This is a genomic window from Megasphaera sp. UPII 135-E, from assembly GCF_000221545.1.
GTDB classification, from domain to species: Bacteria; Bacillota; Negativicutes; order Veillonellales; family Megasphaeraceae; genus Megasphaera; species Megasphaera hutchinsoni.
The window spans coordinates 1-25,506 of record NZ_AFUG01000024.1 but is presented as its reverse complement, the minus strand read 5'-3'; the positions used below and the strand labels follow the sequence as shown (position 1 = coordinate 25,506).

The window sequence follows — 25,506 nt, the reverse complement described above, 5'->3', positions numbered from 1 at the left end:
AAATGCATTTCTTAAACGTAGAATTGTTTATAAGTATTATACCACATTAATTTAAAAAGAAAAGGTTTTTATGAAATTTATATCAAAATTTTATGAAACTTCGTTTAATTTATTTTCTTTTATCAATCAAGTACAATGCTGTTAGGCGTTTTCTCTATATTCTATTATCTATAATATCTTTTAGTTTCTTCACCAATCTTTCGTTCTGACTACGTAATTTAACGGCAATACGACTATAATATCGATCTAATCCTTCATAGGCTTCACAATTACGAATTAAAATACCTTGCTCACGCAACGCTACCCTTAATGCTTCGGCCGTTATTCCTTGCTTACGCGTATTAAATAATAAAAAATTAACCGAGGGAAAAACTACATCAAACCCTAATTCATCCGTTAATTGATGAAATAGCCATTGCTTTTCACTGGATATAATTCGCCGCGATTCCTCTCGATACACCGTTTCTTGCAATGCCGCCACACCTGCATACTGAGCTAATATATTCACATGCCAAGCATCCGTATGTGCTGCCATTTCCTTACTTCGTTGTGGTGATACTATGGCAAAACCTAAACGCAAGCCCGGTAACGCATATAACTTGGTCAATGACTGAATGACAATCAAGTTATCATAACATGATACCAAATCACGCACCGTATAAGCGTCTGCTTCGGTCATAAATTCCAAAAACGATTCATCTATCATGATATCAGTTTGGTATTCATGAGCGTAACAAATTAACTGAGTCAATCGTTCTTTATCTAACAAAGTCCCCGTCGGATTATTAGGATTTCCAATAATCACACAATCCGCATAGGGACATGCGGTCATAACTTCCTCAAAAGGAAACGCAAAGTCTTCCTGAGGCTTGCTATATATATACGTAACCTGACTTGACACAGAATAAGCCGCTCTTTCATATTCTGAAAAAGAAGGGACTGGTAACACGACTCGTTTTGGTCGATATACATGAAAATATAAATAAAAAAGTTCAGCTGCTCCATTTCCAGGAAATATCTGTTCTTCCGGAATGCGGTACTGCTCGGCTATACTTGAAATCAAGGCACGCATATGCGGATCAGGATACACCACCACCTTTTCTATATGTTCATGTAAACTTTTCTGTACTGCCGGCGATAAACCTAATGGATTAATATTAGCACTAAAATCTAACCATGCCCCCAACGCTGACGGAGAGTAAATATTGCCACCATGTTCAAATCGTTCCATCATCTCACCTCCAATCCAACCTACTAATACTAATCATGATATCCTTATCTTCATTACACCCACTATAAAGCACATATTGTTCCTTTGGGTGCAACAAAAGTTCCTTAAATAAGTTAAAATTTTATGCGTGTTCTTTCCGACACGCATAAAATCACCGTTCACCTATATAAGGTGCATATCATGTTTATTATAATACCACTATTTACAAATAATGCAATACTTTCCATAAAATTTTTATTTATATTATATATATCACAATAAATCTATATTTTTTACAAATTCCGTTTTCTTACTTAAAAAATACGAAATAAGGCTACGGCAGCAATCATAATCCCTGTACTTCCATACATTAATTGTATCGCTTTTGTAATATGTTTTGGTGCTAGCATTTCTGAAGCATCGCCCATATACGCACGAAATGATACCTTACCAAAATACGAATTATAGCCACCTAATTGCACATGCAAAGCACCAGCTACGGTTGCTTCAGCCCATCCACCATTAGGACTAGGGTGTTTGTTAGCGTCACGCCAGCCTATACACCATGCTCCTTTGCTATCCAAATGGACAACCCATGAAACTACCACTAAAAGCAAAAAAGTCAGTCTAGCAGGAATATAATTACCTATATCATCAAGTCGTGCTGCAACTCGCCCAAAATATAAAAATCGTTCATTTTTATATCCCCACATAGAATCCAACGTATTAACGGTCCTATACAACACTGCTCCAGGAATCCCAAATAACAAATAAAAAAAGAGCGGTGATATAATGCCATCTATCGTATTCTCTGCTACCGTTTCCACCGTAGCACGTACGATTTCACACGCTGTGAGCTGTTTAGTATCTCGTCCAACAATATGACTGACATAATATCTTGCCCGTTGAAGATGGTTATACTGTAACGCCATTTGCACATCCCGAGCCGCCTTTGCTAAACTCCGCGGACAAATCGTAAACGATAAAATAAACGCCTCTACAAGATAGCGAACATACAGCGGTAACCAGTGGTATAAAAGCACTTCTCCCCACATAATAATATTTCCTATAATCAACAATACCAAGGCCGTACCGATCCCGCCTAACACTATCTGTTCTTTGGGTGACCGCTGCAAAGGATAGACATATTTTTCAACTTTTGCAATGATATACCCAATGCATGCTACTGGATGAAACGGCGATTGCGGATCTCCTACCAACCAATCGATTATTCCAGCTACTATAACAACCATTCTACATGCCTCCAGCCATAATGCGATAGATCTTATCCATCTGAAGATACGTTCTAACATGCATAGCCAATCTATCATATGCTCTTTCTTTTTCTACGCGATATGATCGAGTTAAAGGCAGCCGCATAAATCCCTTTCGCTGCCTAAGTTCATTCAATAAATTACGTCGAAAACCATCTTCATCAAAAATTCCATGCAAATACGTCCCCCACACCATTCCATCAGCTCGTGCCATACCTACGATATAGGGCTTCTGTGTTTGCTGTAGATCAAGCGTAATCAACGTTGCATCAAATTTATCCGTATATGATTGCCCATGATGAATTTCATATCCCTGTACGCATTGCTGCGGCAACGCTTTTTCAAGAAATGGAAAGGATCTACAAATTCCTCTTACTTGTGCCATCTTTTTTTGTGTACAAAACGTCGTAGTAATTGGTAAAATTCCTAATCCATCAATACACCCTACCTCTGATTCAGTTCTTTTAGGATCAACAATCTTCTCACCCAACATTTGATATCCTCCGCAAATACCGATAATCGGGATTTGCTTCGCCAATGCCTGTTGTAAAGCTATGTCCAGCCGATGCCGGTGAAGCCACTGTAGATCTTCTGCCGTATTCTTGCTTCCTGGAATAATAATCAAATCAGCTTGGAATAAATGCGCTGCCTCTTGTGTATAAAACACTTGCACATCTGGCTCAATTGAAAAAGCAGAAAAATCTGTGAAATTGGATATTTTAGGAAGCCTTATCACCGCTATATGAATATGCTTATCCGCTTTAGGGCAAAGAGATACATCTTCTAAACTCACCGAATCTTCTTCCTCTATGCCGAGATTTTCTAAAAAAGGAATTACCCCTAATACGGGTTTATTCGTTTTCTGCTCTAAAAAGTCTATCGCCGGTGTAAATAATGATACATCTCCACGAAATTTATTGATAATCAACCCCTGTATTAATGCCCGCTCATCTGGTTCTAATAACTCCAATGTCCCTACAATACTCGCCAAAGCTCCGCCACGATCAATATCTGCAATCAACAACACAGGAGCCTGTAAATATTTAGCCACACGCATATTGACAATATCTTGATCTTTTAAATTAACTTCTGCTGGACTACCAGCACCTTCGATGACAATCGTATCAAACGCAGCTTGTAGCCGCAGTAACGAATCTTGCACTGCTGAAAAAGCATGTAATGCATACTTTTTGTGATAATCACGGGCCGACATAATTCCCCTTGCCAGACCATGGATAATCACTTGTGAAGTAGCATTTCCCGTAGGTTTAAGTAACACTGGATTCATATCTACGTCGGGTAACAAACCCGCCGCTTCTGCTTGTGCTACTTGTGCCCGTCCCATTTCTTTTCCATCTATTGTAACATATGAATTTAAAGACATATTTTGTGCTTTAAATGGTACAACATGCCTTCCCTTTTGCAAAAAAATACGGCATAATGCCGTTGTAAGAATGCTTTTTCCTACATGCGAAGCTGTTCCTTGGAGCATAATACACGATGCCATATATGCCGCCTCCTACATCTTTTTCTGTGGTATAGTATAACACATGAAATTGGAAATGATAAGAACTCATCTTACTCCAGACAATTTTTTATAGTATTATTTTTCCCTTACACCTCTTACTCATATGATTTTATTTTCACATGAGCATTTATGCATATGTATGCTTATTCATATGTAATATTATTCATATATTTATTTTCTTTTTTCAACAAATAATCAGCTTTAAACGGCATGTATTATCATTTTTTCATTATACAAGAAAAACTATTTTCTATTTTTATATTGCATTTATATTCATATTTTGATATTATGATAACGATAATTAATATCTTATGAAAGAGGGAAAAACATGTTACAACAAAAAAGAATTATCGCACGTCTTGCCATATTAAGTACCTTAAGTGTACTCGCCACCTCAACATTTACTACATCAGTCCAAGCAAGTATGCCCCATCCTCCTTCTGGTGCATTAACAAAAGATATCGTCATCACAGCTACCAAAACAAAAGAAAATATACGACTCGTATCACAATCTGTCGAAGTTATTACTGCTAAAGACATAGAAAAACTAGGTGCGACAAATGTTACAGATATCTTTGCCTATACGTTCGGTGTAGATACCTCCCGTTCTAATCATGGTACAGCCCTACAAATCCGAGGACTATCCTCCTCCCATACCCTATTTCTCATTGATGGTGAACGTATTTCCGGGGAAGATACACCACAACTAGCAAATACAAAAGTACTACAACGAATCAATATATCTGAAATTGACCGCATTGAAATCGTACGCGGTACAGGCAGTTCATTATACGGATCCGATGCTATTGGTGGTATTATTAATATTATTACCAAGCAATCAAACCAAAAATCTAAAACTATCCTATCATATGGAGCTGGAACCAAACGGACCATGAGCTCCCTTCATACTAACTTTGGTACTACAGGAACCTTCTTATGCACGCTTGATTGGCATGTCGAAAATCAATTAAAAGCCAATAATCCTGCTGAAGCAAGTGGCATCAGACGTAACTACTGCCTAAAGGGAAGTTATCATTTGCCCCATCATAAAAACCAACAATTCGATCTTTCCTTATGGCGAATGGAGAGTGCTCTTACCTTAAATAGTCGCACGTTCAAAGACATTCGCTATCCCCATAAAGGATTTATAAATACCAAGCAATTATTTGATAACTCCCAAAACAGTCTATCTATCCGCTTTTCTGGAAAAACAAATAATAATGAATACGTATTACGTGCCTATACGAATACCTTACATAAACATCAACGTGACTTCGCCGCTTCACCGCAAGCCCCTAATAATTTTAAAGTATTACAAGACACGGACACATCAACTTATACAACATCTGTTTTAGAAGGGAAAAACACAACCTTTATCGGCGATAACCATAATCTTACTATCGGATTTGAAGTCAAAAAACAATTCCAAAAAAGCACACGCATTGGTAATCCACAAACCGTTTCGTCAGTAGGCATGCCAACCGCTGCTCTAAAAAAAGCGGAAAATGAATTCACCAATTTTTCCCATGCCTTATATGTCGAAGACATATACAAAATAAGTGATCAGTTATGGTTATTCCCTTCTTTGCGTTATGAACATAACCATAATTTTGGCAATGTAATAATTCCTAAATTAGGATTAACTTATAATGTTACTCCTATGTGGAAAATAAAAGCAAATGTTGGCAAAGGATTCAAAGCACCGACGGTAAGCGAATTACATATGAACTTTTTCCATCACGGATTTTATTTATTAGGAAATCCTGATTTAAAACCCGAATATTCCATTAGCTATGACATTAGTTTAGAAGGACAAAATGGTACTTCTTTTATTAAAATGACATATTTTAATAATCATATCTCAAATCTCATTGATTTTGATTTTTCTCATCCTATAAAAAATGCCTACAAATATCAAAATATAAATGCTGCCCAAATCAATGGTATCGAAATAGAAATAGGCACCAAAATTTCCGAACACTGGACAGGAAAATTGCAATATAACTGGAATGATGCCATTGACGCCAAAAGCAAACACCGCTTACATAATCGAGCTGAAGAAGTTGCTTCTATCCTCATTCAATATCATGATCATCACAAAAATCCCTTCCACATTACGCTAATGGGTCGATATACCAAAAATTATTTATACGCTATCCATCAAAATAACAAACTCTATTCCTATCCTCAATTCAATATAGGAATGCATAAAACATGGAATAATCGTTTCTCCCTGTATGCCGGGATTGACAACCTCTTCCAAACTAAACTTACTGACTTATCCATCTTGGGGCGAGAATATCGTGTTAATGCGACATGGAAATTATAAACTAACCAGACAACCATATATTTTTTTAATTCAACACCTTATGTTACATACATCTTACTAAAAACGTCATCTTATTCATAATATCTTACCAAAAGACAAGACAGAAAACGACGTAACCATCCGTCACTTTCTGTCTTTTCTACATTACTAACTTCCCCTACATTCGCTCTATATGTATTCCCTTGCTTAATTATATGCACTATAATAGAATCTACACAATGAAATGAATATCATCTGTATCAAAGGAGATTTATATATGAAAACACGCGATATCATAGAAGAAATTTTCAATGCCATTACCCATGGTCTCGGCATTATATTGTCTATAATCGGTCTGGTCCTCATGCTACATCAAGTAATAACGCATAGTAAAGATAGCTTATATATCCTATCTGCTATCATCTATGGTCTTTCATTAATATTTATGTATAGTATGAGTACATTTTATCATTCTTTTTTTTGCTTACCCACCGTATCACGAATATTTAAAATATTAGATCACGCTGCTATATATATATTAATTGCCGGAACCGATACACCCGTATTACTGACGGTATTGCGACATTATCATGGGCTCGCCATCGCGATTATTATCTGGATAGTCGCACTCATCGGTGTATTATGGCAATGTTTCAATGTACACAAATTCAAAAAACTCGCCACCCTTTGCTATGTTCTTATGGGATGGTTATTAGTAGGTACCTTACCTATTTTATGGATCCATCTATCTCCACAAGCCGTTATATGGCTACTCGTAGGAGGGCTTTGGTATACCTTAGGTGCTATCTTTTATCTTTGGAAAAAGCTTCCTTTCCAACATCTTATCTGGCATTTTTTTGTACTCGGTGGAAGCATTTGCCATTTTTACGCAATGTATCATTATGTTTTACTTGCATCGCCAATTCTCCCATAGTCATAATAGCTAGGCATGATTATAGCACTATCAATTTCAATCTCATTTTTAATCTCATTTAGTATTGACATTTTGATAATATAGGGTATACTAAAGGTGTAATCAATATTTTCACGTTATCTACTAGGAGGTGTAGATTATGAAAAAATTATATCATGTTATGCCCTACATATTGATTTCAGGCTGTGCAATGTGTATCTTTTTTATTGCCTTATTTGTCTGTTGTGTTTCCTTGGAAGCCGCGTTTCCTACATTGCTTAGTTATATAAGCCTGTTTTCCTCCTATGCAATAGAGGCTCAGCGAACCATAATAGTTACGTTATCCATAGTCATCGCACTATACGTATCCGGCTCATTTATGAATCGTGCATTATATAAATTTGGCACCCTTTGGGGAAAATAAAAAAAATCCTAACAGAATAAATCTGTTAGGATTTTTTTATACCAACTTAACCGTCTCATAAGGCATATTATCAAGTACAATATTCCCTTGTGCATCAAGGATAGCCCATTTTGTTTTATAACGAACTGCCGTATGACCATGCTTAAACGCCATAACACCACGAATACTCCCCTTCGGTGCCGTATAAACAATACGACCACTCTGATGTAGTATAGAATACGTATGGTCCTTACTAAATACCCATGTATATTCTTCATTTCCAAACGGAAGAATACGAATCATATTAGGTAAAACAAACAATTCATTACCGGTATCTGCCGCGACAATAACAAGGGTATTATTAATCCGCCCTGCCCAAAACTGTTTATGTAAAAATACAACATCATCATAAGTCTTACCGGATATGTTCTTACCTGTATCTAATGACCAAACTGAAAATTTTCCTGTCTGTTCATCTTGCAATGCCGCTCGCCCAGAAACAAAGTCGATATATTTTCCTTGAATACGATAATTACCTGCAGCAATAACTGTTTTTCCCTTCGTATTTACAAATTGCAATCTTCCTTTATCCCCTACAAACGTTCCCCACTTTGTCAATGGATAAACCACATCATACTTAGCATCAATAATGATGTTTCCTGCATGATCAATATACCCCCGCTTACAAACTGTCGTTGATACATCATTTTGCTCCGTAAAAACAACGCCTTGATCCGTCATATAATGTTGTGCGATCATCCCCGCTACCATTCCCACACGAAAAGAGTGTGCAGGATATCGATATTCTGCTAACCCATGTGCATAAGCTTTCATCAGCCTAGAAGGTGCTTGAAATAAAACTTGCCCTTCTTCATTGATAGCTACAACTTTTTTGTGTTTTATTTCTACAAACGCAATTTGTTCCTGAAAAGGTGTAACAACACGTCTATATATAGGTGATGTCACACGTTCTCCCATAGCACTAACGATACCATAACGACCATTTTCACGATAAAAATGTGTTTTTCCTTCAAAAGCAGGATTGGCTACTTTTTTTCCCGTACTATCAATATACTCAACATGGCCTTTTCCCGTACCACGAAATACGCCATCTCCAATATATGTTAATTCCTTATAAGTAAGCGGAACAATCATCTCTCCCGCTTTATCGACAAATCCCCACTTGCCTTTTTGATAAACGAGACCTAAAACCCCCTGATTATACGCCATGTCATCACCAGTTTCTCGCAATCCTCCTTGCCATGCATCAAGAAAAACCTGACGTTTATGAGCCTCATAATTCTCCCCCACAACAATAGCAAGTGCTTGATCTGTACCCTTATGAACCATATGTTTTTTCGTAATGGTTGTATGTTCTTCTTTTGTAAAAGCTTCTTTACTCACATGTGTTTCATGTTTTTCACGATGACGATGAGTGCCCTCCATATACACTCGCCTTGAATGCTCATCCTGAATATGTGACGCCCATCCTTTTGCTTGTTCGTGTTGAATAGTTATATCCTGCTCAACCGTATCCAACGCCATGACATTGCCTACCGTTGAACACACCATAAAACCAATAAGCATAACCATTTTATATGCTGATATGCGGTATTTCATCTGTGTTATATCCCCCTTTAATAATATGCTATTTTAATGCATATGTAGTATATCATAGAATATATGCAAATGCGATTATATCATATATTCTATATTCGCAATACATATGCAAATATAGAATAAAAAAAGCGGTATGTAAAAAACATACCGCTATGGTTGAAAATATATCGTCTTTTGAAAATACATTTTAATCTTATACCCTTTATATGTGATAGGGGCAAACTTCATATTCCACAATGCACTTTCAGCAGCTTCTTTAAAGCCTAAATTAGGCGTTCTAGAAACAATCTGCACCACTTCAACCTTCCCATTAACGCCCACTAAAATACGTGCATGAACAACAACCGTTTTCGCATAGCCAATCGACCTGGCTTCTTCTGGATAAACAACTTTAGCATCACGTATAATACGATAAGAAAGCATTGCATTGGCATTCGCCGTATAAGTACCATCTCCATTATCAACAAAGCCTGCACCAAGACCGTGCGAATTGCCTTTTCCTGCCATCCCTGTGCCAGATGAGCCATTGTTTCCTGCCGTTCCCGCTGTACCGCCCTCGTGTTGGTCTGCACCGCTCCAAGATGATCCCCCAGAAACCGGTACAGACGATACAGATCGTGGAACGGCTAAAGCCGAATCGGCAGATACCGCAGTTTGTGTACGTACCACCTTCTTTACCTCCGGTACTTTTTCCTGTGACAATGTCGCCGCCGGTGTAAAGACATCCTTAACCTTCGCTGCCATAACCGCTTTTGACAAAGGTGTCGGAAACGTACCATTTCCCCGCTCCCCTTGCATGCCACCACCAACAATTTCTACCACTGTTAAGGAAGAAGGATGCCATGTTTGAGCTACAAACAACATCCCTATCCCAAACACACCCAAATGCAGTAATACGGAAAGACAATATGCACATGTCCAATTAATTCCTAAGGATGATTTAAAATTCATAACTCATCCCACCATAATAGGCTCTTTCATTTCCCGGCATAATCGTAGAAGCAGGACCTTGTCCTGCTTTATAAGCATAATATTTCATATTACCTACATTCGTGATGCCGCCATAAAAAATCGCCCCCGTGCTACTCTTATAGCGAAAACGCACATCAAAAACGCCATGCGATGTAACTATGCCACCATCATTCGTATTCTTATCGGCCTCAGCAAAAAAATTATTATATGACCCTACATACGTATACGTAACCCCTAGAGAAAGTTTTGGATTTACACGATATTCTCCATTCAATACGACTTTATGACGAGGTACTTTCACCAAACCACTTCGCGTATAGTCGATTTTTTTATGGGGATTTGCTTTAGTCCACACCTCTCCATCTGCATTATACGTGGTATAACCATGTAAATATGCATAAGCCTCAGAAAAAATCCATTTTCCCACACGCTGAGTAAGACTCAGTTCAACTCCCTTCCGGCGCGTCGCTAAATTATTCATCGTCATCATTTGTAACCCATTTTTATCTATCAAATAAAATCTATTCATCTGATTCGGCGTATACGCATAAAATACAGTCATATTAACCGCAGATACACCTATTTTATCTCGCCAACCTAATTCATATAAATCAAATTGTTCATCTTTAGCAGTCGTAGGAACATATTTTTTCTGCTTCTGTTTATCCTTGATCTGATCAGTAATTTGCAATCCATCCGGCACCGTATAACTACGTTCATAACGAACAAACACTCGTCCCGTTGGGGTATATTGATAGGCCGCAGATAACTCTGCTGACGTATTATAACGCCGTGATACATCGTTTCCCTTTATGTTATTTGCCCCATTTTTATCAAATCCCCAATTAGTCAGTTCTCGACGTATACCTTGCGTATAAGTCCACTTATTTCTATTCATGACATTTAATACATACACCCCTCTTATCTGCTTATCATAAATAAAATGGAGCGGCACACGTTTATATAATTTCTTTTTAAAGGACACTAATTTAAAATCATCATATGCTAACGAACCATGTTGCGTATATCCATCAAATCCAATCAATACATTATTCATACCGTAAGTATAGTCTAATTTTACTTTTATCCCCTTCGTAGTATAATGCAATTTTTCTTGATTCGGACCACTATAATAACCTTTATTATAAAATAAATCTGTCGTCATACTTGCTGTTTTTCCTACTTGCTCTTGATACGTAATAACATAGGTATTCGCTTGCCGATTACCATCCAAATAAGGCCGGCGTTTTTCCTTTTTCACATGTCCTTGTTCATCTATATCGGTAATGACCTCTAAAAAATTAGGTACATAATGTTTGTCATATTTCAATAAATTTTCAACAGATACATTACCTACCATTTTTCCTTCATCTTGTAAATGAGACATTCTAAAAGTAACTTTTTTATTATTATCTTGATACGCAATTCCCGCATATGCATATTTGCTATTATGATAAGTATCCTTAAAATATAACCGCTTTTGTTGTCTTGTACCGCCGACAGCAAAATAAATTTTTTCGTTAATACTCGATTTAAATTGAAACGCTAAACGATTTCCAGCCGTATTTTTCTCTATCTTCAGCGTATTCGGCGATTGCCGTATGTTACGCAAATTAGTCGTAATATTAATCACGCCACCTGAAGTACCTGAACCATATAAAACTGAACCACCGCCAGGAATAATTTCTATTTTTTCAATGTTTTCAATCGGCACTATATTATAATCCGTCTTAATAGGATGATTAACTAATGTCGTAATAGGTGCACCATCTACCATAATCTGCACATTTCGTGTTGCTTGATCCGCACCTTGTCCACGAATATCAATATCACCGTTACCCGTTAAATTAACATTTATTATAGGTACACTTGCTAATACTTCACTTAACGAACTATAACCACGCTGTTTTATCTGTTCTTTCGTAATCACGACAATATCTTTCGTATGACGAATTCTTTCAATTTCTACATACTCCGGACGTACATACGCATCCGCTAAGATCGCTGTTGGCACCTCTTGAGCTGACACTTGTATCGCTCCCATTAAGGATAACAAAATAAGCCCGGCTACATAATTTTTTCTCATTCCATGGTCTCCTTTTTATAGCGTATAATTTACCCCTATATAATACGTACGATTAGCCCCATGCGTAATCGTACTATAAGGCCCCTCACCTTCTTTAAATTCATAATATTCTTTATTAAATACATTCGTAATACCACCATAAATCGCCCATGTTGGTTGTACTTGATACGACATAGATACATCCAATACCCCATATGAATGAACGAGATCACCTTCACGAGCATCTCCTTTTTTGCTTTCATTCAAATAATTTTTATACGCACCAACATAACGATACATAGCATTAATTTTCATTCGCCGATTCGGCATATAGGTTGAGCGAAGCACCACTTTATGAGCAGGCACTTTTTTTAATCCACTCTTAGCATAGTCTATTTTACTATCTGATTCCGCTTGCAAAAACTCTCGTCCAGCCTCATTATAATTAGTTGAACCATTAACGTAAGTATACCCTTCAAAAAACTTCCACTTTCCCATCTGTTGTTGCAACGACAATTCAATTCCCCGTCGTCTCGTTTGTAATAAATTCTTCGTTTCTGTTTGCATGCCAAAAAGTGTATCCACCCGACATAATTGATTATCCGTTTTATTATAAAAAATACTTGCTTTCATTGTAGATGCACCAAGTTTTGCTCGCCAACCTAATTCATACGAATCATATATTTCATCTTGTGCTGATGACGTTACATATAAAGGTTCATATGTATTCTGATCTAATACCTTATCGGAAATTTGAATCCCATTAGGAACAGTATACGCCCGTTCATAACGTGCAAATACACTACCTGTATCTGTATATTGATATGCTAATGATAATTCGGCTGCTGTATTATATCGTTTTGATGAATCTTTACCTGCCAGCCCTTTGGCACCCTTTTTATCATAATCCCAATGCAAAACTTCTCGGCGAATTCCTTGCGTAAGTATCCACTTATGATGTTGTAATGTATGCATTAAAAATACCGAACGAAGTCGCTTCTTATAAAAAAACGACAACGGTTCAACCAAATATTTCCCCGGACGCTTACTATCTTCCGGATAATCATTATATTCCAACTTAGCTTGTTGCGTCGTACCTTCCATGCCGAATAACCACTTATGATTTCCTGCATTTCGGCTCAATCTTAGCATGCCCCCCTGCGTCTGATGTTCCATTTTTTTTAATTCAAAATTAGCATAATTTCCGTTCTGAGTAAAACCCTCTATTTCCATATTCCAAAACTTTCCCAATGGTGCCATATACGTCATATGATACGTATTCAACACTCGATCTTTTATACTATAATCTCGTATTTTACGCACAATCTTATTACCATCTTTATCAACACCTACAGTCAAATCTCTATATCCAGGTTTATAATCCTTACCAAATTGCTGTATCTTACGAGTTTGTAATAATTGAATATATTGGCCTTGATTATCTAAATGACTCGCCCGAAATGTAAGCGCTGTACCACTACGTGGTTCATAACGAACAGCAGTAAAATAATAATTTCCACCTTGCCACGTATCCTGAAAATATAAATTTTCTCTATACTTCGTATATCCTCCAGTAATGCGAATACGTGCATTGGGCCGGGTCGCGATACTTCCTGTCATCCTATATCCTCCCGGCTGATACCGCATCCCAATTGTCGTTTGATCACGCTGGACGGAACGTAAATTAGTCGTAATATTAATCACACCCCCAACCGTTCCCGATCCATATAATACCGAACCACCACCAGGAATAATTTCTATTTTTTCAATATTTTCAATAGGAACAACATCATAATTCGTGTGAATTGGATGATTAACTAATGTCGTAATAGGAACACCATCAACTAACACTTGAATATTAGAATCTGCATACTGATCACCTTGTCCACGAATATCAATACTCCCCTCTCCCGTAAGACCTACGTTAATTCCGGTCTGTCGTGTTAAGGCTTCAGATATACTCGTATATCCATTTTCTTGAATATCTTTTTTAGTAATCACGATGATATCTTTTGTCGGTCGCAATTGTTCCATCGTAATATAATCAGGATGCACGTAAGACGGTGCCAATATTCCTGTCGGTACAGCCGCTTCACTACTGACGGTGCTAGAAAAAAGTGCAACTAACGTAAGTGCTATATATTTATTCATAATACCTCCTATTAATGACATTAATGAAATTGGTTATCAAAATAATGGTAACATAAATCATATATAAACTCAACATAATCATAAAATCCTCACAATGCATTAACGAATACGCCGCATGTATTATACGTATGCACTAGAATGTTATATTTCATCTATTTTTCATCAACAATTTAAATCATTTTCATCTTATATTGATATAATAAATAAAAAAGGAGAATTATGAATACCAAACTATTAGGTGCCTATGGAGAGGAAATTGCAACAACCTATCTCCAACAGAAAAAAAAATATCATATTCTATGCCGTAATTATCAAACCCGAACTGGAGAAATTGATATTATCGCCCAAGATAAAGATATACTTGTCTTTATTGAAGTAAAAACTCGACGTTCTTGTACATGTGGTCTGCCAATGGAAGCCGTTTCACTACAAAAACAACGTCAAATTACAAAAACTGCCATTTGTTACTTACAAGCGCATGAACAATGGGAAATGTCTTGTCGATTCGACGTAATAGAAATCTTTCCTTTATTACCACTAAATCAACAAATTCATCACATTCAACATGCTTTTATTCCCTGCTTTTAGGAGGTTTCACTCATGTTTGCCCGCACATTTAGTGCCTCTGTACTCGGTTTACAAGGACACATTATTTCTGTCGAAATTGATATTGCCAATGGTCTCCCCGCTTTTGAATTAGTTGGTCTAGCCACAACAGCTGTAAAAGAATCAAAGGATAGAGTTCGTGCAGCTATTAAAAATAGTGGTTATGAATTTCCCATGCGACGCATCACCGTAAACCTTGCCCCAGCTGACCTAAAAAAAGATAGTGCTGGCCTAGATATGGCGATTGCCGTTGGAATTCTCGTATCAAGCGGACAATTAGATGAACAGGTTTGTGAGCATGCATTATTTATCGGTGAACTAGCCTTAGACGGAAAAACTAGACCCGTAACCGGTATACTTCCCATGCTCCTAGAAGGCCGAGCCCAAAAATTTACAAATGTTTTCGTCCATCCCGAAAATCAAGCGGAAGCAACACTTTGTCCCAATATAAACATTTATGCCGTAGATACCTTGCAAACCCTATATAACCATCTATCCCAAACCAAACCACAACAGCCTATCCATTTTGATGTACCCATCCATCCCCCTTTATCCTACGATATAGATTTTTCCGAAGTGCAAGGTCAATATATAGCCAAACGAGCCTTGGAAATTGCAGCTGCAGGCGGACACAATGTCCTCATGATCGGCTCACCGGGATCAGGTAAAACCATGCTTGCCAAACGTATTCCTACTATTTTACCTCCCATGACATTACAAGAATCTATGGAAGTCACCAAAATTTACAGTGTATCTGGCCTCTTTCATGAGGTTCAATTACGTACACAACGGCCTTTTCGCAGTCCCCATCATACCATTTCTATGGGGGGACTAATTGGCGGAGGCTCTATTCCTAAGCCTGGCGAAGTCACGCTTAGTCATAATGGGGTTCTCTTCTTAGATGAATTTCCTGAATTTCCTCGAACCGTACTGGAAGTACTCCGACAACCACTAGAAGATGGTATCGTTCATATTTCCCGTATTCAAGCTACCTTATCCTACCCCGCACGCTTTATCTTAATTGCTGCCATGAATCCTTGCCCTTGTGGCTATCTTTGTGATAAAGAACGTCCCTGCACTTGTACCCCACGCGAAATTCGACGCTATATTCAAAAAATTTCAGGCCCGCTCTTAGACCGTATCGATCTTCACGTTTCTGTAGAACGCCCCAAATATGAAGAATTAACCTCTCATATACAACAAGAAACCTCACAAACTATTCGCCAACGTGTATGTATTGCCCGTGAACGTCAAGTTACCCGTTTAGCACCTTATCACTTATATTGTAACGCTCACATGGGTCATCGTGCCGTAAAAGAAACCTGTCACCTCACGCCAGACGGGCAAAAATTATTGCAACATGTATTCGATTCATTAAAATTGAGTGCACGCAGCTTTGATCGAGTTATTAAAGTTTCCCGAACTATCGCCGATCTAGATGCGTCTGAATATATTACAGATAGTCACATAGCTGAAGCAATTAGTTATCGTAACACCTTACCTCAACCGTAATAGGAGATACTATGATGGTACCTGAAGATAGACTCTATCTAGCCGCACTCCAAATGATTCGTGGAATCGGCTATAAACGCTTAACTTACCTATTGACTAAAATTCCTGATGTAAAAAAAATTTGGCAATCTACGGCTGTAGAATTAAAAAAATATGATATTCATGAAAGTTGTATTTCTATATTACAAAAAGGAAAAAACCCAGAATTTTTATCTCGCTTGCCCGCCTTATTAGAAAAATTCAATACCACCTTAATTACAATATACGATGAAACTTATCCTCCTTTATTAAAAGAAACAGCAACACCCCCATATATTCTCTATTGTCAAGGTAAACTACCACCAGCTCACCATCTTTTCATCTCTATTGTCGGCTCACGAAAATCATCCCCCTATGGCAATAGAGTTGCCCATCAATTAGGAAAAGAATTAGCTCAACAAGATGTAATTATTGTCAGTGGCGGAGCTCGTGGCATTGATACCAAAGCACACCAAGGAGCCTTGCAAGGCAATGGTAAAACCATTGTAGTCATTGCCTCTGGTATAGATATTACCTATCCTCCAGAAAATACCACCTTATTTGCAAATATAATTAAAAATGACGGCTGTATCCTTAGTGAATACCCCTTCGGTACGCCTCCCTCGGCGACTAATTTTCCTGCTCGAAATCGCATTATAGCTGGACTATCCTCTGGAGTTATCATTGTCGAAGCTGCCGCTAAGAGCGGTGCCCTCATTACCACAGATTTCGCCCTAGAAGAAGGTCGTGATATCTTTGTCGTCCCCGGCAGCATTTATTCTCTTACCTGCCAGGGAAGCAATGCCCTCTTGCGGAATGGTGCCATTGCCCTCACGAAAACAGAAGACGTTATCATTGAATATAAAAAAATAATCACACCTACTATACCTAATTCACAACCAGTTGCTACCACTACGCTCACACCTGAAGAAACACAAATTTTAGCAATACTATCCTATGAAGTGCCATTGTCATATGAAGATATTCTTCTAAAGAGTGGGCTCTCGCTAACAAAATTACCCCAAATCTTACTACAATTGCAATTAAAACAATGTATAAAAATCTGGAATGGCTCCCAATATATTCGGATCTAATAGTACATTGTGCACTTTCTTTACGTAACCTCAACAACTGCTGAATATCCATACTATACGCTAATAAAAATTAAGTGTACCATTTTTTCTATATACAAATTTTTTTATCTCATTTTAGTTATTAACTCGCCTTTATTTTAGTAAATAATATATGTCTAAGAATATTATGCAAAATTTCATTCCACCTAGGTACAAGATTACTGATTATAAAAAAGATCTTCCTAAGGATACAAAAAAGAAGTGTTACCATAGGTAACACTTCTTTTTTGTATCCTATCTTTCATAGCAACAACCTTACCCGATGTCACCGTTACACCTTCTTAATTGGTCTTCGTTAATTTAAATACAAATCCATATTTTATATATCCTGCTCTCATCCATCGTCCGCAGTATAATCGTGAATAAAGACTATATTGAAATCCAATACAACTACAAAAACGAACTCTCTATTCTTACAGAATCCTGTAAGAATAGAGAGTTCGTATCTCAATCAAATGGCGAACCTTGCCATTATCATTTCGCTTTAGTTCGGCATGTTTTTGCCAGTCGAGAGGCGCTTCGGCCTTCAATTCGATAGCCCCGTCAGCACGGGGCGTACCTACCATTTCAAATACATCGCATCCGCCTGTCCCGCATGAGCTTCCACCCACGATGCCAGCGCCTCCGCATTCCCCGTAAACGAGGCTCCCGAAAGAATGTTTCCATCCGTTCCGACACAGCAACCGATACGTCGCTTTCCCATTGCATTTTAGACACTTATAGAATTACATTACTCTCAAACGCGTCATCCACCGCCTTTTTAAATTCTTCAGTTTTAGACACTTATAGAATTACATTACTCTCAAACGACGTATCCGCCGCATACGTGGGACTATACGTTTTAGACATTTATAGAATTACATTACTCTCAAACACCCGCACGCGACCGGATGAGATTTGCGATGTTTTAGACATTTATAGAATTACATTACTCTCAAACAATTGCGTCGCCGTATTGGCTGTTACAACAGTTTTAGACATTTATAGAATTACATTACTCTCAAACAAATGCCATGGTAACGAATGCTACATTTTTGTTTTAGACATTTATAGAATTACATTACTCTCAAACCCCAATAACGTTGACGCCAAAAGTATTTTTTCACCATTACACGCGATGTAATTCTACTCATGCCACAATACCTTAATAAATAAAACATAAATCCTTATCTATAGTATAAACTTTTTCTAACAACTCATCAACACTATGACAGGTATATCCCGATTCAATACAAAAAATGGGTATCTTTTTACGTATACAATGTTCATATACTAATTTTAATTCCTCTTCCGTCATATATTTTCGGACATTAACCAACACAATCAGCTTACTCTTTAACAAATCACAAATAATATCCAAATACGTCACGAGCCTTTCTAACAGTTCCATCTCTCCCCATTCAAATTTAAAATCTCCCGCCTTTATCAAATCTTGTGCAGAAAGGGCCGCTTTATACCCGACCTCAACCGGTGCCTGCAAGGTAATCTCAGTATATAAGCTGCGAAGTTTATCATTAATTTCATACAGCAGCTCCGATTCCTCTTCGGCAATACTCGTCAAATAGGCATGTAACTTAGAGAGAACGGATTTCTGATTGCCATCTATATGAAAGAGATCCGTTACAAGAATAACATCTTTTTTACAATCCAATTGTTGTTGTGCCTGCGTAAACACCCAATGCCCCTCGGCTCCCGCGATTTGAGCCGCTAACTCCTGCAAAATATGTCGAAAATACAGCATGTTTTCTATATATAACGTGGCAACATAATTCTCCGACAATTCAATTTCCATATCCGATAAAGCATATAACACCTTCATAATATAATCATCCGTTCTGTCGTATCTACTACCTCGGATGTCACGCTGCCTACTAACAGCTCCATCCGTGAAAATTGTTTTTCCGTAATCGTCAACACTTGCACTATTCCTGTATTCGGTTTATGTTTTTCCAATCCTTTCATTGCCGCTGCTGCATTCGTCTGATTGAGTACTAATTTTATATAAATAGAACGTTGCATCATAAGGTACCCGTGAGATATTAAGTATTTTCTAAACAATCGATACTCTTTTTTATCTTGTAACGTAAAGGTCGGCATATCAAACATAACTAAAATTCTCATAAATCTATAGCTCATATTCTATAAACCTGACTAATGACAGATCGGATGCAGTAAGTGCATCCGCAACGCTTTTACAATAGATGCGAAGGGCCCCGGACAGTACATAGCATTGCTTGTTAATAGTAACCTCTTCGGAAAGCAAATACACCAATTGATGCTTTTCTTCTTTCGTAAAATGAGTTAAATCCATGTCCACAACCGTACGATCTACCAAACTGCGTAGCGGTTCAATGAGGTCACAACTAAAATTAAACGAATTAAATTGATTAGCATGACGCAGTCCGAACTGCGTTAAGTAGCCCAGGGCCGCAACTTCTCGATTAATCGCCGACAGCAAAATGGCATACCCATAATTTAAGGCTGCATTAATATTATTTTCTTCGTCCCGCGTAAAGGATTTTCCAAACAGTGCATGAAAATATACTTTCGCCGCATGCCCTTCGCGCTGTGTTGCATCGCCCAATCGGATATCCCCGCTGTATGATTCCAGCACTTGATAGGCCGCTAAGCCTTTTCGTGCCAACAACCTCGCCTGATTCCGGATTTTAGTGCGCACAATATCCGTCCACAACCGTACTTTATCCCTTTCGGACCAATTCAGTTGTTCCCGACAACGACCGCTCGTATTATGAGCGCCATAGTACCCTACCAATTCGGCTTCCGGATTTCTTGCGGGATCACAAAAAATAATTTTTACTTTTTCTTTAATCAGCGCATGCAGCAACGCAGCCGTCATACTCACGGCGGTGGATTCAATGAGCAGAATATAGATTTCACGAATATATATTTTATGCACCTCTCCCTCTTGCCGAACAAGCATATAATTCATTTTTACGTCCAATTTAGCACACCGACTAATCACTACCGTACGCCAACTCATAGTATCCCCTTTCTATAGTAAGGAAACGGCCTTTTCATACAATCCTGTAATGGAAGTTTCATACACAATACACTCTTCCAGCTTCGTCAAATCCATTGGTTGTTTTCGTCTCGACATAGTAACTCCCATCTTATCCTTAAAAAATGTAAAGGTGGTCTTATTGTTAGCCAAGAGATTTAATATTTCCAACAAACAACTACATTGAGCACCTATCGACAATTCCCGGAATCGCTCGCGAGCAGTCTCACTTGCCAATTTCTCAACTATAGTTTGATAAGCTTTGGCAAATATTTTCGCTTCCATTTTCTTCAGCAATACGTCATAAAAAGCCTCATTGGCCTCTGCTGTAATAAGGTCGATGGCTTGCGCCGTATTTTCAACATCGTCCGCACGACCGACTTTAGATATAGCTTTTAAATAGGCCGCCGCTTGTTCATCCAACACGACCGGAATCGCCGGATCTAACCACATATAATCCCCTGTTTTACCGCCCAAAAAGTATTTAAAACCATCGATTTTCACAACCGTATTAATACACAACTTTTTATAAATCGGCGTAATCGCACTATAAATATCCTTAATCGGCTTCGTTTTCTGCTTCGTTTGCCAAGCATAAGCCGTAAGGTCCGCTTCGGTTTGTAACAGACCGGCTTTATATACCGGTATAGGAATAATCAGGGTATGAATCGTATTCGACGCTTTTTCACGACAAGAAAATACACTATAATAAGCAATTTTTATCTTTTCATAGCCTCCATATCTATGTACATCCCGCAATCGTGCATCGGCCCCTTTTAAGGGGAAATACGTTCCTTCTTTCGCCTTATGTGCTTTAGTAATCGTGGCGTCATATAATTCCCCCTTTTGCACTAATAATTTTTTAGTAATTCGTACATCATTACTCTTCATCATAGCTTGTACCGTTTCTAAACTCTTAGGAACCTGCCAAATGACCCGACCTTGTTTAAGGAGATCGAAATCATACATACGATTTAAGTTATACGGTCTTCGCTCTGTTGAGCGGGCAATAAATTCCCACGGATTTTTCGTGAATTTTTCATGGTACACATTCCCTACCACAATATTTAAATACGCATCTTTCGCATGATGGTAATTATTTAATTCCCGTATTTTTATAAAATTATGTTGGTGTCTAAATTGCGATACCGTTTCCGCTTTTACAAAACAAATTTCCGTATTCGTATATATGCGTTCCAATAAACCGGTAACCGCTTTCGTAGCTTGCGAGGTCTCTACCAACTGCCGCGCAATAAAGCCGGACAATTCCTCCGCCGTTAATTCGGTAGTACGCATAAGTCGTTCATATTTTTTCTCGCTAATAAACCCTGCCCGGCATAAATATTGCCAGTGTGCTTTATTTTTCTCACGTATTGCGGGACGTAACGGGTACTGATCGCTCTTTTCTTTATTAAGCTGCGATTTTACTAATACTAAATTATCCCAACTGCCATCTTTAGTTAAACTCTGCGGATAAATATGGTCAATATCATATGCCGAGGTAAACAACGCATCCATAGCAATCGGTTCATTAGAATACATACAACGCCCCATTTGCGTATAATAGAGGTATAATTTTTTCCGTCTGAAATCCCCTGCTTGATGCGCTTCAATTTCTTTTTTCCATGCAGCACCTTCTTTACCGATAGCTGTATATAATTCTACTAATCGTTTTTTTCGTGAATCTTTTTTTGTTTTTTCCGCCTGCTTCGTTCTGGTCACTTCAACGAAAATTTTCTTCGGTGCCTGCCCCATAATCTTGACCAGTTCCTCTACAATACATAGACTTTGCCAAATAGATCGTTTAACCGATGGTGCCACATATAAATCATCCACTAGTTGATAATCAAGCGTATCCATCATATTCGTCGTATGCTGATGATTCCACGCTTTAATCTGTTTTATATATGTTCCCTGATCGCTCAAAATTTCCATTAAATTTTGACTTGATGCACGCAAACAAGTGATAATATTCCGCTCTACTCCACTTTTATCGCAGCCCTTAACGGCAATCAAGAAGGCCTGTGATAATCTTCCCCAATCAGCATATTTTAATTTTTTGATAGCCCGCATCTGACTATCACTAATGCTATTACCATAAACTTCACGTATTTTATTTTCTAAAATATCTTTTGCTTCCCCAAACAGAGTAACCCAACGAATAATCCGTTCCGCCATACTATGATCGAATCCCGCGCCGAAAATCCGTACCATATCGCGATAGGATTGTAAATCTCCCTTAATGGCATCATCCATGCCGGTAATGACGGCCGTAGCACTACCGGTAATCAAACCGTTTCTTTTCAAAAAGTCCAGCACCCGGCCTTTGGTTTGTTTTTTATGTTCCTGTTTAAATACTTGCTCAATGTATAACTGCTTGATCGCCACGGGCAATTCGTGTCCGTCATACTTAATCATATTCAACTCATTTAATAACATAAATTCACTATATAATAAGGAGCGTTTCGGCAGGACATCTTCTCCGATAAGATACGTACATTTATTTGTCAGATTCGTAATAAATGCCTCTGCCGATGCTTTGACATCCACCATATCCGCAAAATTCCAAGGGTATACTTTCCCCCTTTGTTTGCGCACTACCCAACCGGTACCCTGTTTCCGGTCCGCAACCGTTTCGCCGCTATGCGGATTAAGAGGCCCCACATAATAAGGGATTCTAAACGTAAACAATTGAATAATTTTATCTTTTACAGATACTCCGTCACTGACATCATTTAAAAAGTTATATTTTTTACGGGCTGTCTCTAAAATAGCTTCCAACTCGGCTTGATGAATTTGATGCGGAATCACTGCATTATCTTTAACCCGCAACAACGGTAAAAAGGTTTCTAACCGGATCGCCTCCAAAATGGCCTGTTTCGAGTCCGAATCGTCTACTTGCTTTAAGACGGCTTGCACATATTTATAAAATCCTTCCCGATTAACGCGTTTTCCCTCACTATAAGACGATATATAGGCAACATAATTCGATAAGTCTTTTTTATTATTTTCTCTAAACATTTCATTATATAAACGCTTGTGCGGTTTTAATATCGCTTTTAATGCCCGTAACTGTTCTTTATGTGTATTATAATCTTCTACCTTTGCTGCCGAAATACTACGTTTTCCTTGCAAAATCTGTGAAAGAATTAACGTATCATACAGTGCTTTCATCGTATCCAGCAAGACAATGTCATCGCCTATACTATTCGCATAGTCGTCTCTTTTTTCCTCATAATCGCCGGAAGAAAAATTTATGTTTTTAATACTGCTATCCAAGTCTTTATAGTCACTATTGGCAAATAATTTGGAAATATCCGATTTAAGACCTAAAACCAACCCCGCCATTTCCGCCGCCTGTGCTTTTTTTACCTTATCCTTAAGCGGATTCCATAACTCTTGAACGTCTTTTTTTCGGTCACTTTTCGTTTCACCGGTATTTTTAAGTATATTTACCATTTCATTGCTATCAATCGTATCATCTAAAATAGCCAGTCCCTGTTTACCCAATAGGGTGCGTACTAATTCTTCTATAGAAGCCCCGTTCTGTTCTAAAGAACCAGCAAATAAAAAATGGCCTCTATACTTCAAGATATGATGTACTGCTAAAAATAATTCTCGAATATCCTGCGGTTCCTCTTCCATTAATCGTTTTCTTACATGGTAAATCGTAGGATTGTCTTTATAAAATCGGTCCGCATCAAATTTATCGGTACTGAATAAGATATGTTTTTCTTTAACCGTCTTGTCTTCCAAGAAAAATTTACTTTCTTTTAATCGCATAAAAAAAGTATTATCCACTTTTGCCATTTCCTCAGCAAATAATTCCTCTAATATCTGTAACCGATCCCTTCTCCGTGCCAACCGCCGTCTATTCGTTCTAAATTGGCGACGTTCCGCCGCTCGCTTACCTTCTGCAAACAAGCGGCTGCCCCACATCTTATGCCCTCTGAATTTAGGGATGCGATAATCCGGCGTTGCCACTGCCCATCCTACAGAACTAGTACCAATATCCAAGCCCACATAATACTCTTCTCGGTTACGCTTTTTCATAGTAATATTCTCCTCTATACAGTATTGACAAATCCATGTATTAATTCTATACTAACAATAGAATTACATTACGAGTTCAAATAAAAATTAATTCAAAGTGCCTTCGGGCTGCTCGATGTGGAGCTTTTAATTTTTCTCGATTCCTTGGAATCGAGTTTTTTTTTTGCCCTTTTAGGAGGCACACGCACCGCTTACCGACAACGTACTTCCCTATATTATATTCTACACCTATAGGGAACATTCCTGCAGCAGCACCGATATTACCGATCGAGAAAATAAAAAAACAGCCCGACGACCGTTCGGACTGTTCAACATGTTTTTATTTTCACGCCTCATATAAAAAAACGACTCCGTCATGTACCGAAGCACCTCTCCCCCTGCAACACGTACCGGAACCCCGGCTCTACAACCTCGTCTGCAACGTAATCGGGAATGCCCCCGCCTCGAAATCAAGTATACCGAAAAAAACGAACTCTCTATTCTTACAGAATCCTATAAGAATAGAGAGTTCGTATCTCAATCAAATGGTGACCCGGTAGGGATTCGAACCCTAGACCTACTGATTCGTAGTCAGTCACTCTATCCAGCTGAGCTACCGAGTCATGCTGAGATATGATAATATATCATATCTCATATTATGGCAGGGGCAGAAGGAATCGAACCCTCAACCAACGGTTTTGGAGACCGCTACTCTACCAGTTGAGCTATACCCCTATAAAAA

18 protein-coding genes, 2 tRNA genes and 1 CRISPR repeat array are annotated in these 25,506 nt (G+C 38.2%); of the genes, 6 read left to right on the top strand and 14 right to left on the bottom strand.

Annotation, left to right across the window (positions count from 1 at the left end; all coding sequences use genetic code 11):
- Positions 1–154: 154 nt before the first annotated feature.
- The 3 genes from HMPREF1040_RS03755 to HMPREF1040_RS03745 all read right to left on the bottom strand — a co-directional run bounded on the left by HMPREF1040_RS03755 (position 155) and on the right by HMPREF1040_RS03745 (position 3,991).
- On the bottom strand, positions 155–1,234 hold the full coding sequence (locus HMPREF1040_RS03755; protein ID WP_007392583.1) for a histidinol-phosphate transaminase: 1,080 nt from the start codon (positions 1,232–1,234) through the stop codon (positions 155–157).
- A 290-nt stretch (positions 1,235–1,524) separates the two neighbouring features.
- Positions 1,525–2,463 (bottom strand): adenosylcobinamide-phosphate synthase CbiB, encoded by a 939-nt coding sequence (gene cbiB / locus HMPREF1040_RS03750; protein ID WP_007392585.1) that lies wholly within the window; start codon positions 2,461–2,463, stop codon positions 1,525–1,527.
- Position 2,464: 1 nt separating this feature from the next.
- The gene (locus HMPREF1040_RS03745; RefSeq protein ID WP_007392594.1) at positions 2,465–3,991 is read right to left on the bottom strand and encodes a cobyric acid synthase; all 1,527 of its coding nucleotides are present in this window, start codon (positions 3,989–3,991) and stop codon (positions 2,465–2,467) included.
- A 349-nt stretch (positions 3,992–4,340) separates the two neighbouring features.
- On the opposite strand from HMPREF1040_RS03745, the gene HMPREF1040_RS03740 reads away from it, so the two are divergent.
- The 3 genes from HMPREF1040_RS03740 (at position 4,341) to HMPREF1040_RS03730 (ending at position 7,657) form a co-directional block, all read left to right on the top strand.
- Positions 4,341–6,341 (top strand): TonB-dependent siderophore receptor, encoded by a 2,001-nt coding sequence (locus HMPREF1040_RS03740; protein ID WP_007392595.1) that lies wholly within the window; start codon positions 4,341–4,343, stop codon positions 6,339–6,341.
- A gap of 256 nt (positions 6,342–6,597) precedes the next feature.
- Positions 6,598–7,254 (top strand): hemolysin III family protein, encoded by a 657-nt coding sequence (locus HMPREF1040_RS03735; RefSeq protein ID WP_007392592.1) that lies wholly within the window; start codon positions 6,598–6,600, stop codon positions 7,252–7,254.
- Between the two features lie 139 nt (positions 7,255–7,393).
- Complete coding sequence (locus HMPREF1040_RS03730; protein ID WP_007392620.1) at positions 7,394–7,657, top strand: hypothetical protein; 264 nt, start codon at positions 7,394–7,396, stop codon at positions 7,655–7,657.
- Between the two features lie 36 nt (positions 7,658–7,693).
- On the opposite strand, the gene HMPREF1040_RS03725 is transcribed toward HMPREF1040_RS03730, so the two are convergent.
- From HMPREF1040_RS03725 to HMPREF1040_RS03710, 4 genes are all read right to left on the bottom strand, one after another.
- The gene (locus tag HMPREF1040_RS03725; protein ID WP_007392600.1) at positions 7,694–9,256 is read right to left on the bottom strand and encodes a WG repeat-containing protein; all 1,563 of its coding nucleotides are present in this window, start codon (positions 9,254–9,256) and stop codon (positions 7,694–7,696) included.
- A gap of 150 nt (positions 9,257–9,406) precedes the next feature.
- Positions 9,407–10,207, bottom strand: coding sequence for an energy transducer TonB (locus HMPREF1040_RS03720; RefSeq protein ID WP_007392601.1), 801 nt, complete (start codon positions 10,205–10,207; stop codon positions 9,407–9,409).
- Positions 10,197–12,314 carry a TonB-dependent receptor gene (locus HMPREF1040_RS03715; protein WP_007392580.1) on the bottom strand — a complete coding sequence of 706 codons (2,118 nt, stop codon included), beginning with the start codon at positions 12,312–12,314 and terminating at the stop codon, positions 10,197–10,199. Before HMPREF1040_RS03715 ends, HMPREF1040_RS03720 begins: the two co-directional genes overlap by 11 nt.
- 15 nt (positions 12,315–12,329) lie before the next feature.
- Positions 12,330–14,444 carry a TonB-dependent receptor gene (locus HMPREF1040_RS03710; protein ID WP_007392584.1) on the bottom strand — a complete coding sequence of 705 codons (2,115 nt, stop codon included), beginning with the start codon at positions 14,442–14,444 and terminating at the stop codon, positions 12,330–12,332.
- 219 nt (positions 14,445–14,663) lie between these two features.
- Between HMPREF1040_RS03710 and HMPREF1040_RS03705 the strand changes: the two genes are divergently transcribed.
- From HMPREF1040_RS03705 to dprA, 3 genes are read left to right on the top strand one after another with little or no spacing between them, the layout of a single operon-like run.
- Positions 14,664–15,032 (top strand): YraN family protein, encoded by a 369-nt coding sequence (locus HMPREF1040_RS03705; protein WP_007392582.1) that lies wholly within the window; start codon positions 14,664–14,666, stop codon positions 15,030–15,032.
- A 12-nt stretch (positions 15,033–15,044) separates the two neighbouring features.
- Complete coding sequence (locus tag HMPREF1040_RS03700; protein ID WP_007392605.1) at positions 15,045–16,562, top strand: YifB family Mg chelatase-like AAA ATPase; 1,518 nt, start codon at positions 15,045–15,047, stop codon at positions 16,560–16,562.
- Positions 16,563–16,573: 11 nt separating this feature from the next.
- Positions 16,574–17,674, top strand: coding sequence for a DNA-processing protein DprA (gene dprA, locus HMPREF1040_RS03695; RefSeq protein ID WP_007392575.1), 1,101 nt, complete (start codon positions 16,574–16,576; stop codon positions 17,672–17,674).
- A gap of 598 nt (positions 17,675–18,272) precedes the next feature.
- On the opposite strand, the gene HMPREF1040_RS08115 is transcribed toward dprA, so the two are convergent.
- The 7 genes from HMPREF1040_RS08115 to HMPREF1040_RS03665 form a co-directional block, all read right to left on the bottom strand.
- Positions 18,273–18,416, bottom strand: a complete 144-nt coding sequence (locus HMPREF1040_RS08115) for a hypothetical protein (RefSeq protein WP_176604707.1) — start codon at positions 18,414–18,416, stop codon at positions 18,273–18,275.
- Between the two features lie 3 nt (positions 18,417–18,419).
- Positions 18,420–18,785: direct repeats of the CRISPR family, unit length 36 nt; unit sequence GTTTTAGACATTTATAGAATTACATTACTCTCAAAC.
- 72 nt (positions 18,786–18,857) lie between these two features.
- The gene (gene csn2 / locus HMPREF1040_RS03690) at positions 18,858–19,532 is read right to left on the bottom strand and encodes a type II-A CRISPR-associated protein Csn2 (protein ID WP_007392615.1); all 675 of its coding nucleotides are present in this window, start codon (positions 19,530–19,532) and stop codon (positions 18,858–18,860) included.
- Entirely contained in the window at positions 19,529–19,849 is a 321-nt protein-coding gene (cas2, locus tag HMPREF1040_RS03685; RefSeq protein ID WP_007392621.1) for a CRISPR-associated endonuclease Cas2, read from the bottom strand. The genes csn2 and cas2 overlap by 4 nt, the downstream gene beginning before the upstream one ends.
- A complete protein-coding gene (gene cas1, locus HMPREF1040_RS03680) occupies positions 19,839–20,714 on the bottom strand; it encodes a type II CRISPR-associated endonuclease Cas1 (protein WP_007392608.1) in 876 nt (291 codons plus the stop codon). Before cas1 ends, cas2 begins: the two co-directional genes overlap by 11 nt.
- A gap of 12 nt (positions 20,715–20,726) precedes the next feature.
- On the bottom strand, positions 20,727–24,785 hold the full coding sequence (gene cas9, locus HMPREF1040_RS03675; RefSeq protein WP_007392581.1) for a type II CRISPR RNA-guided endonuclease Cas9: 4,059 nt from the start codon (positions 24,783–24,785) through the stop codon (positions 20,727–20,729).
- Positions 24,786–25,310: 525 nt separating this feature from the next.
- A tRNA-Arg gene (locus tag HMPREF1040_RS03670) sits at positions 25,311–25,387 on the bottom strand.
- 36 nt (positions 25,388–25,423) lie between these two features.
- Positions 25,424–25,499 (bottom strand) — tRNA-Trp (locus HMPREF1040_RS03665).
- Positions 25,500–25,506: the final 7 nt, after the last annotated feature.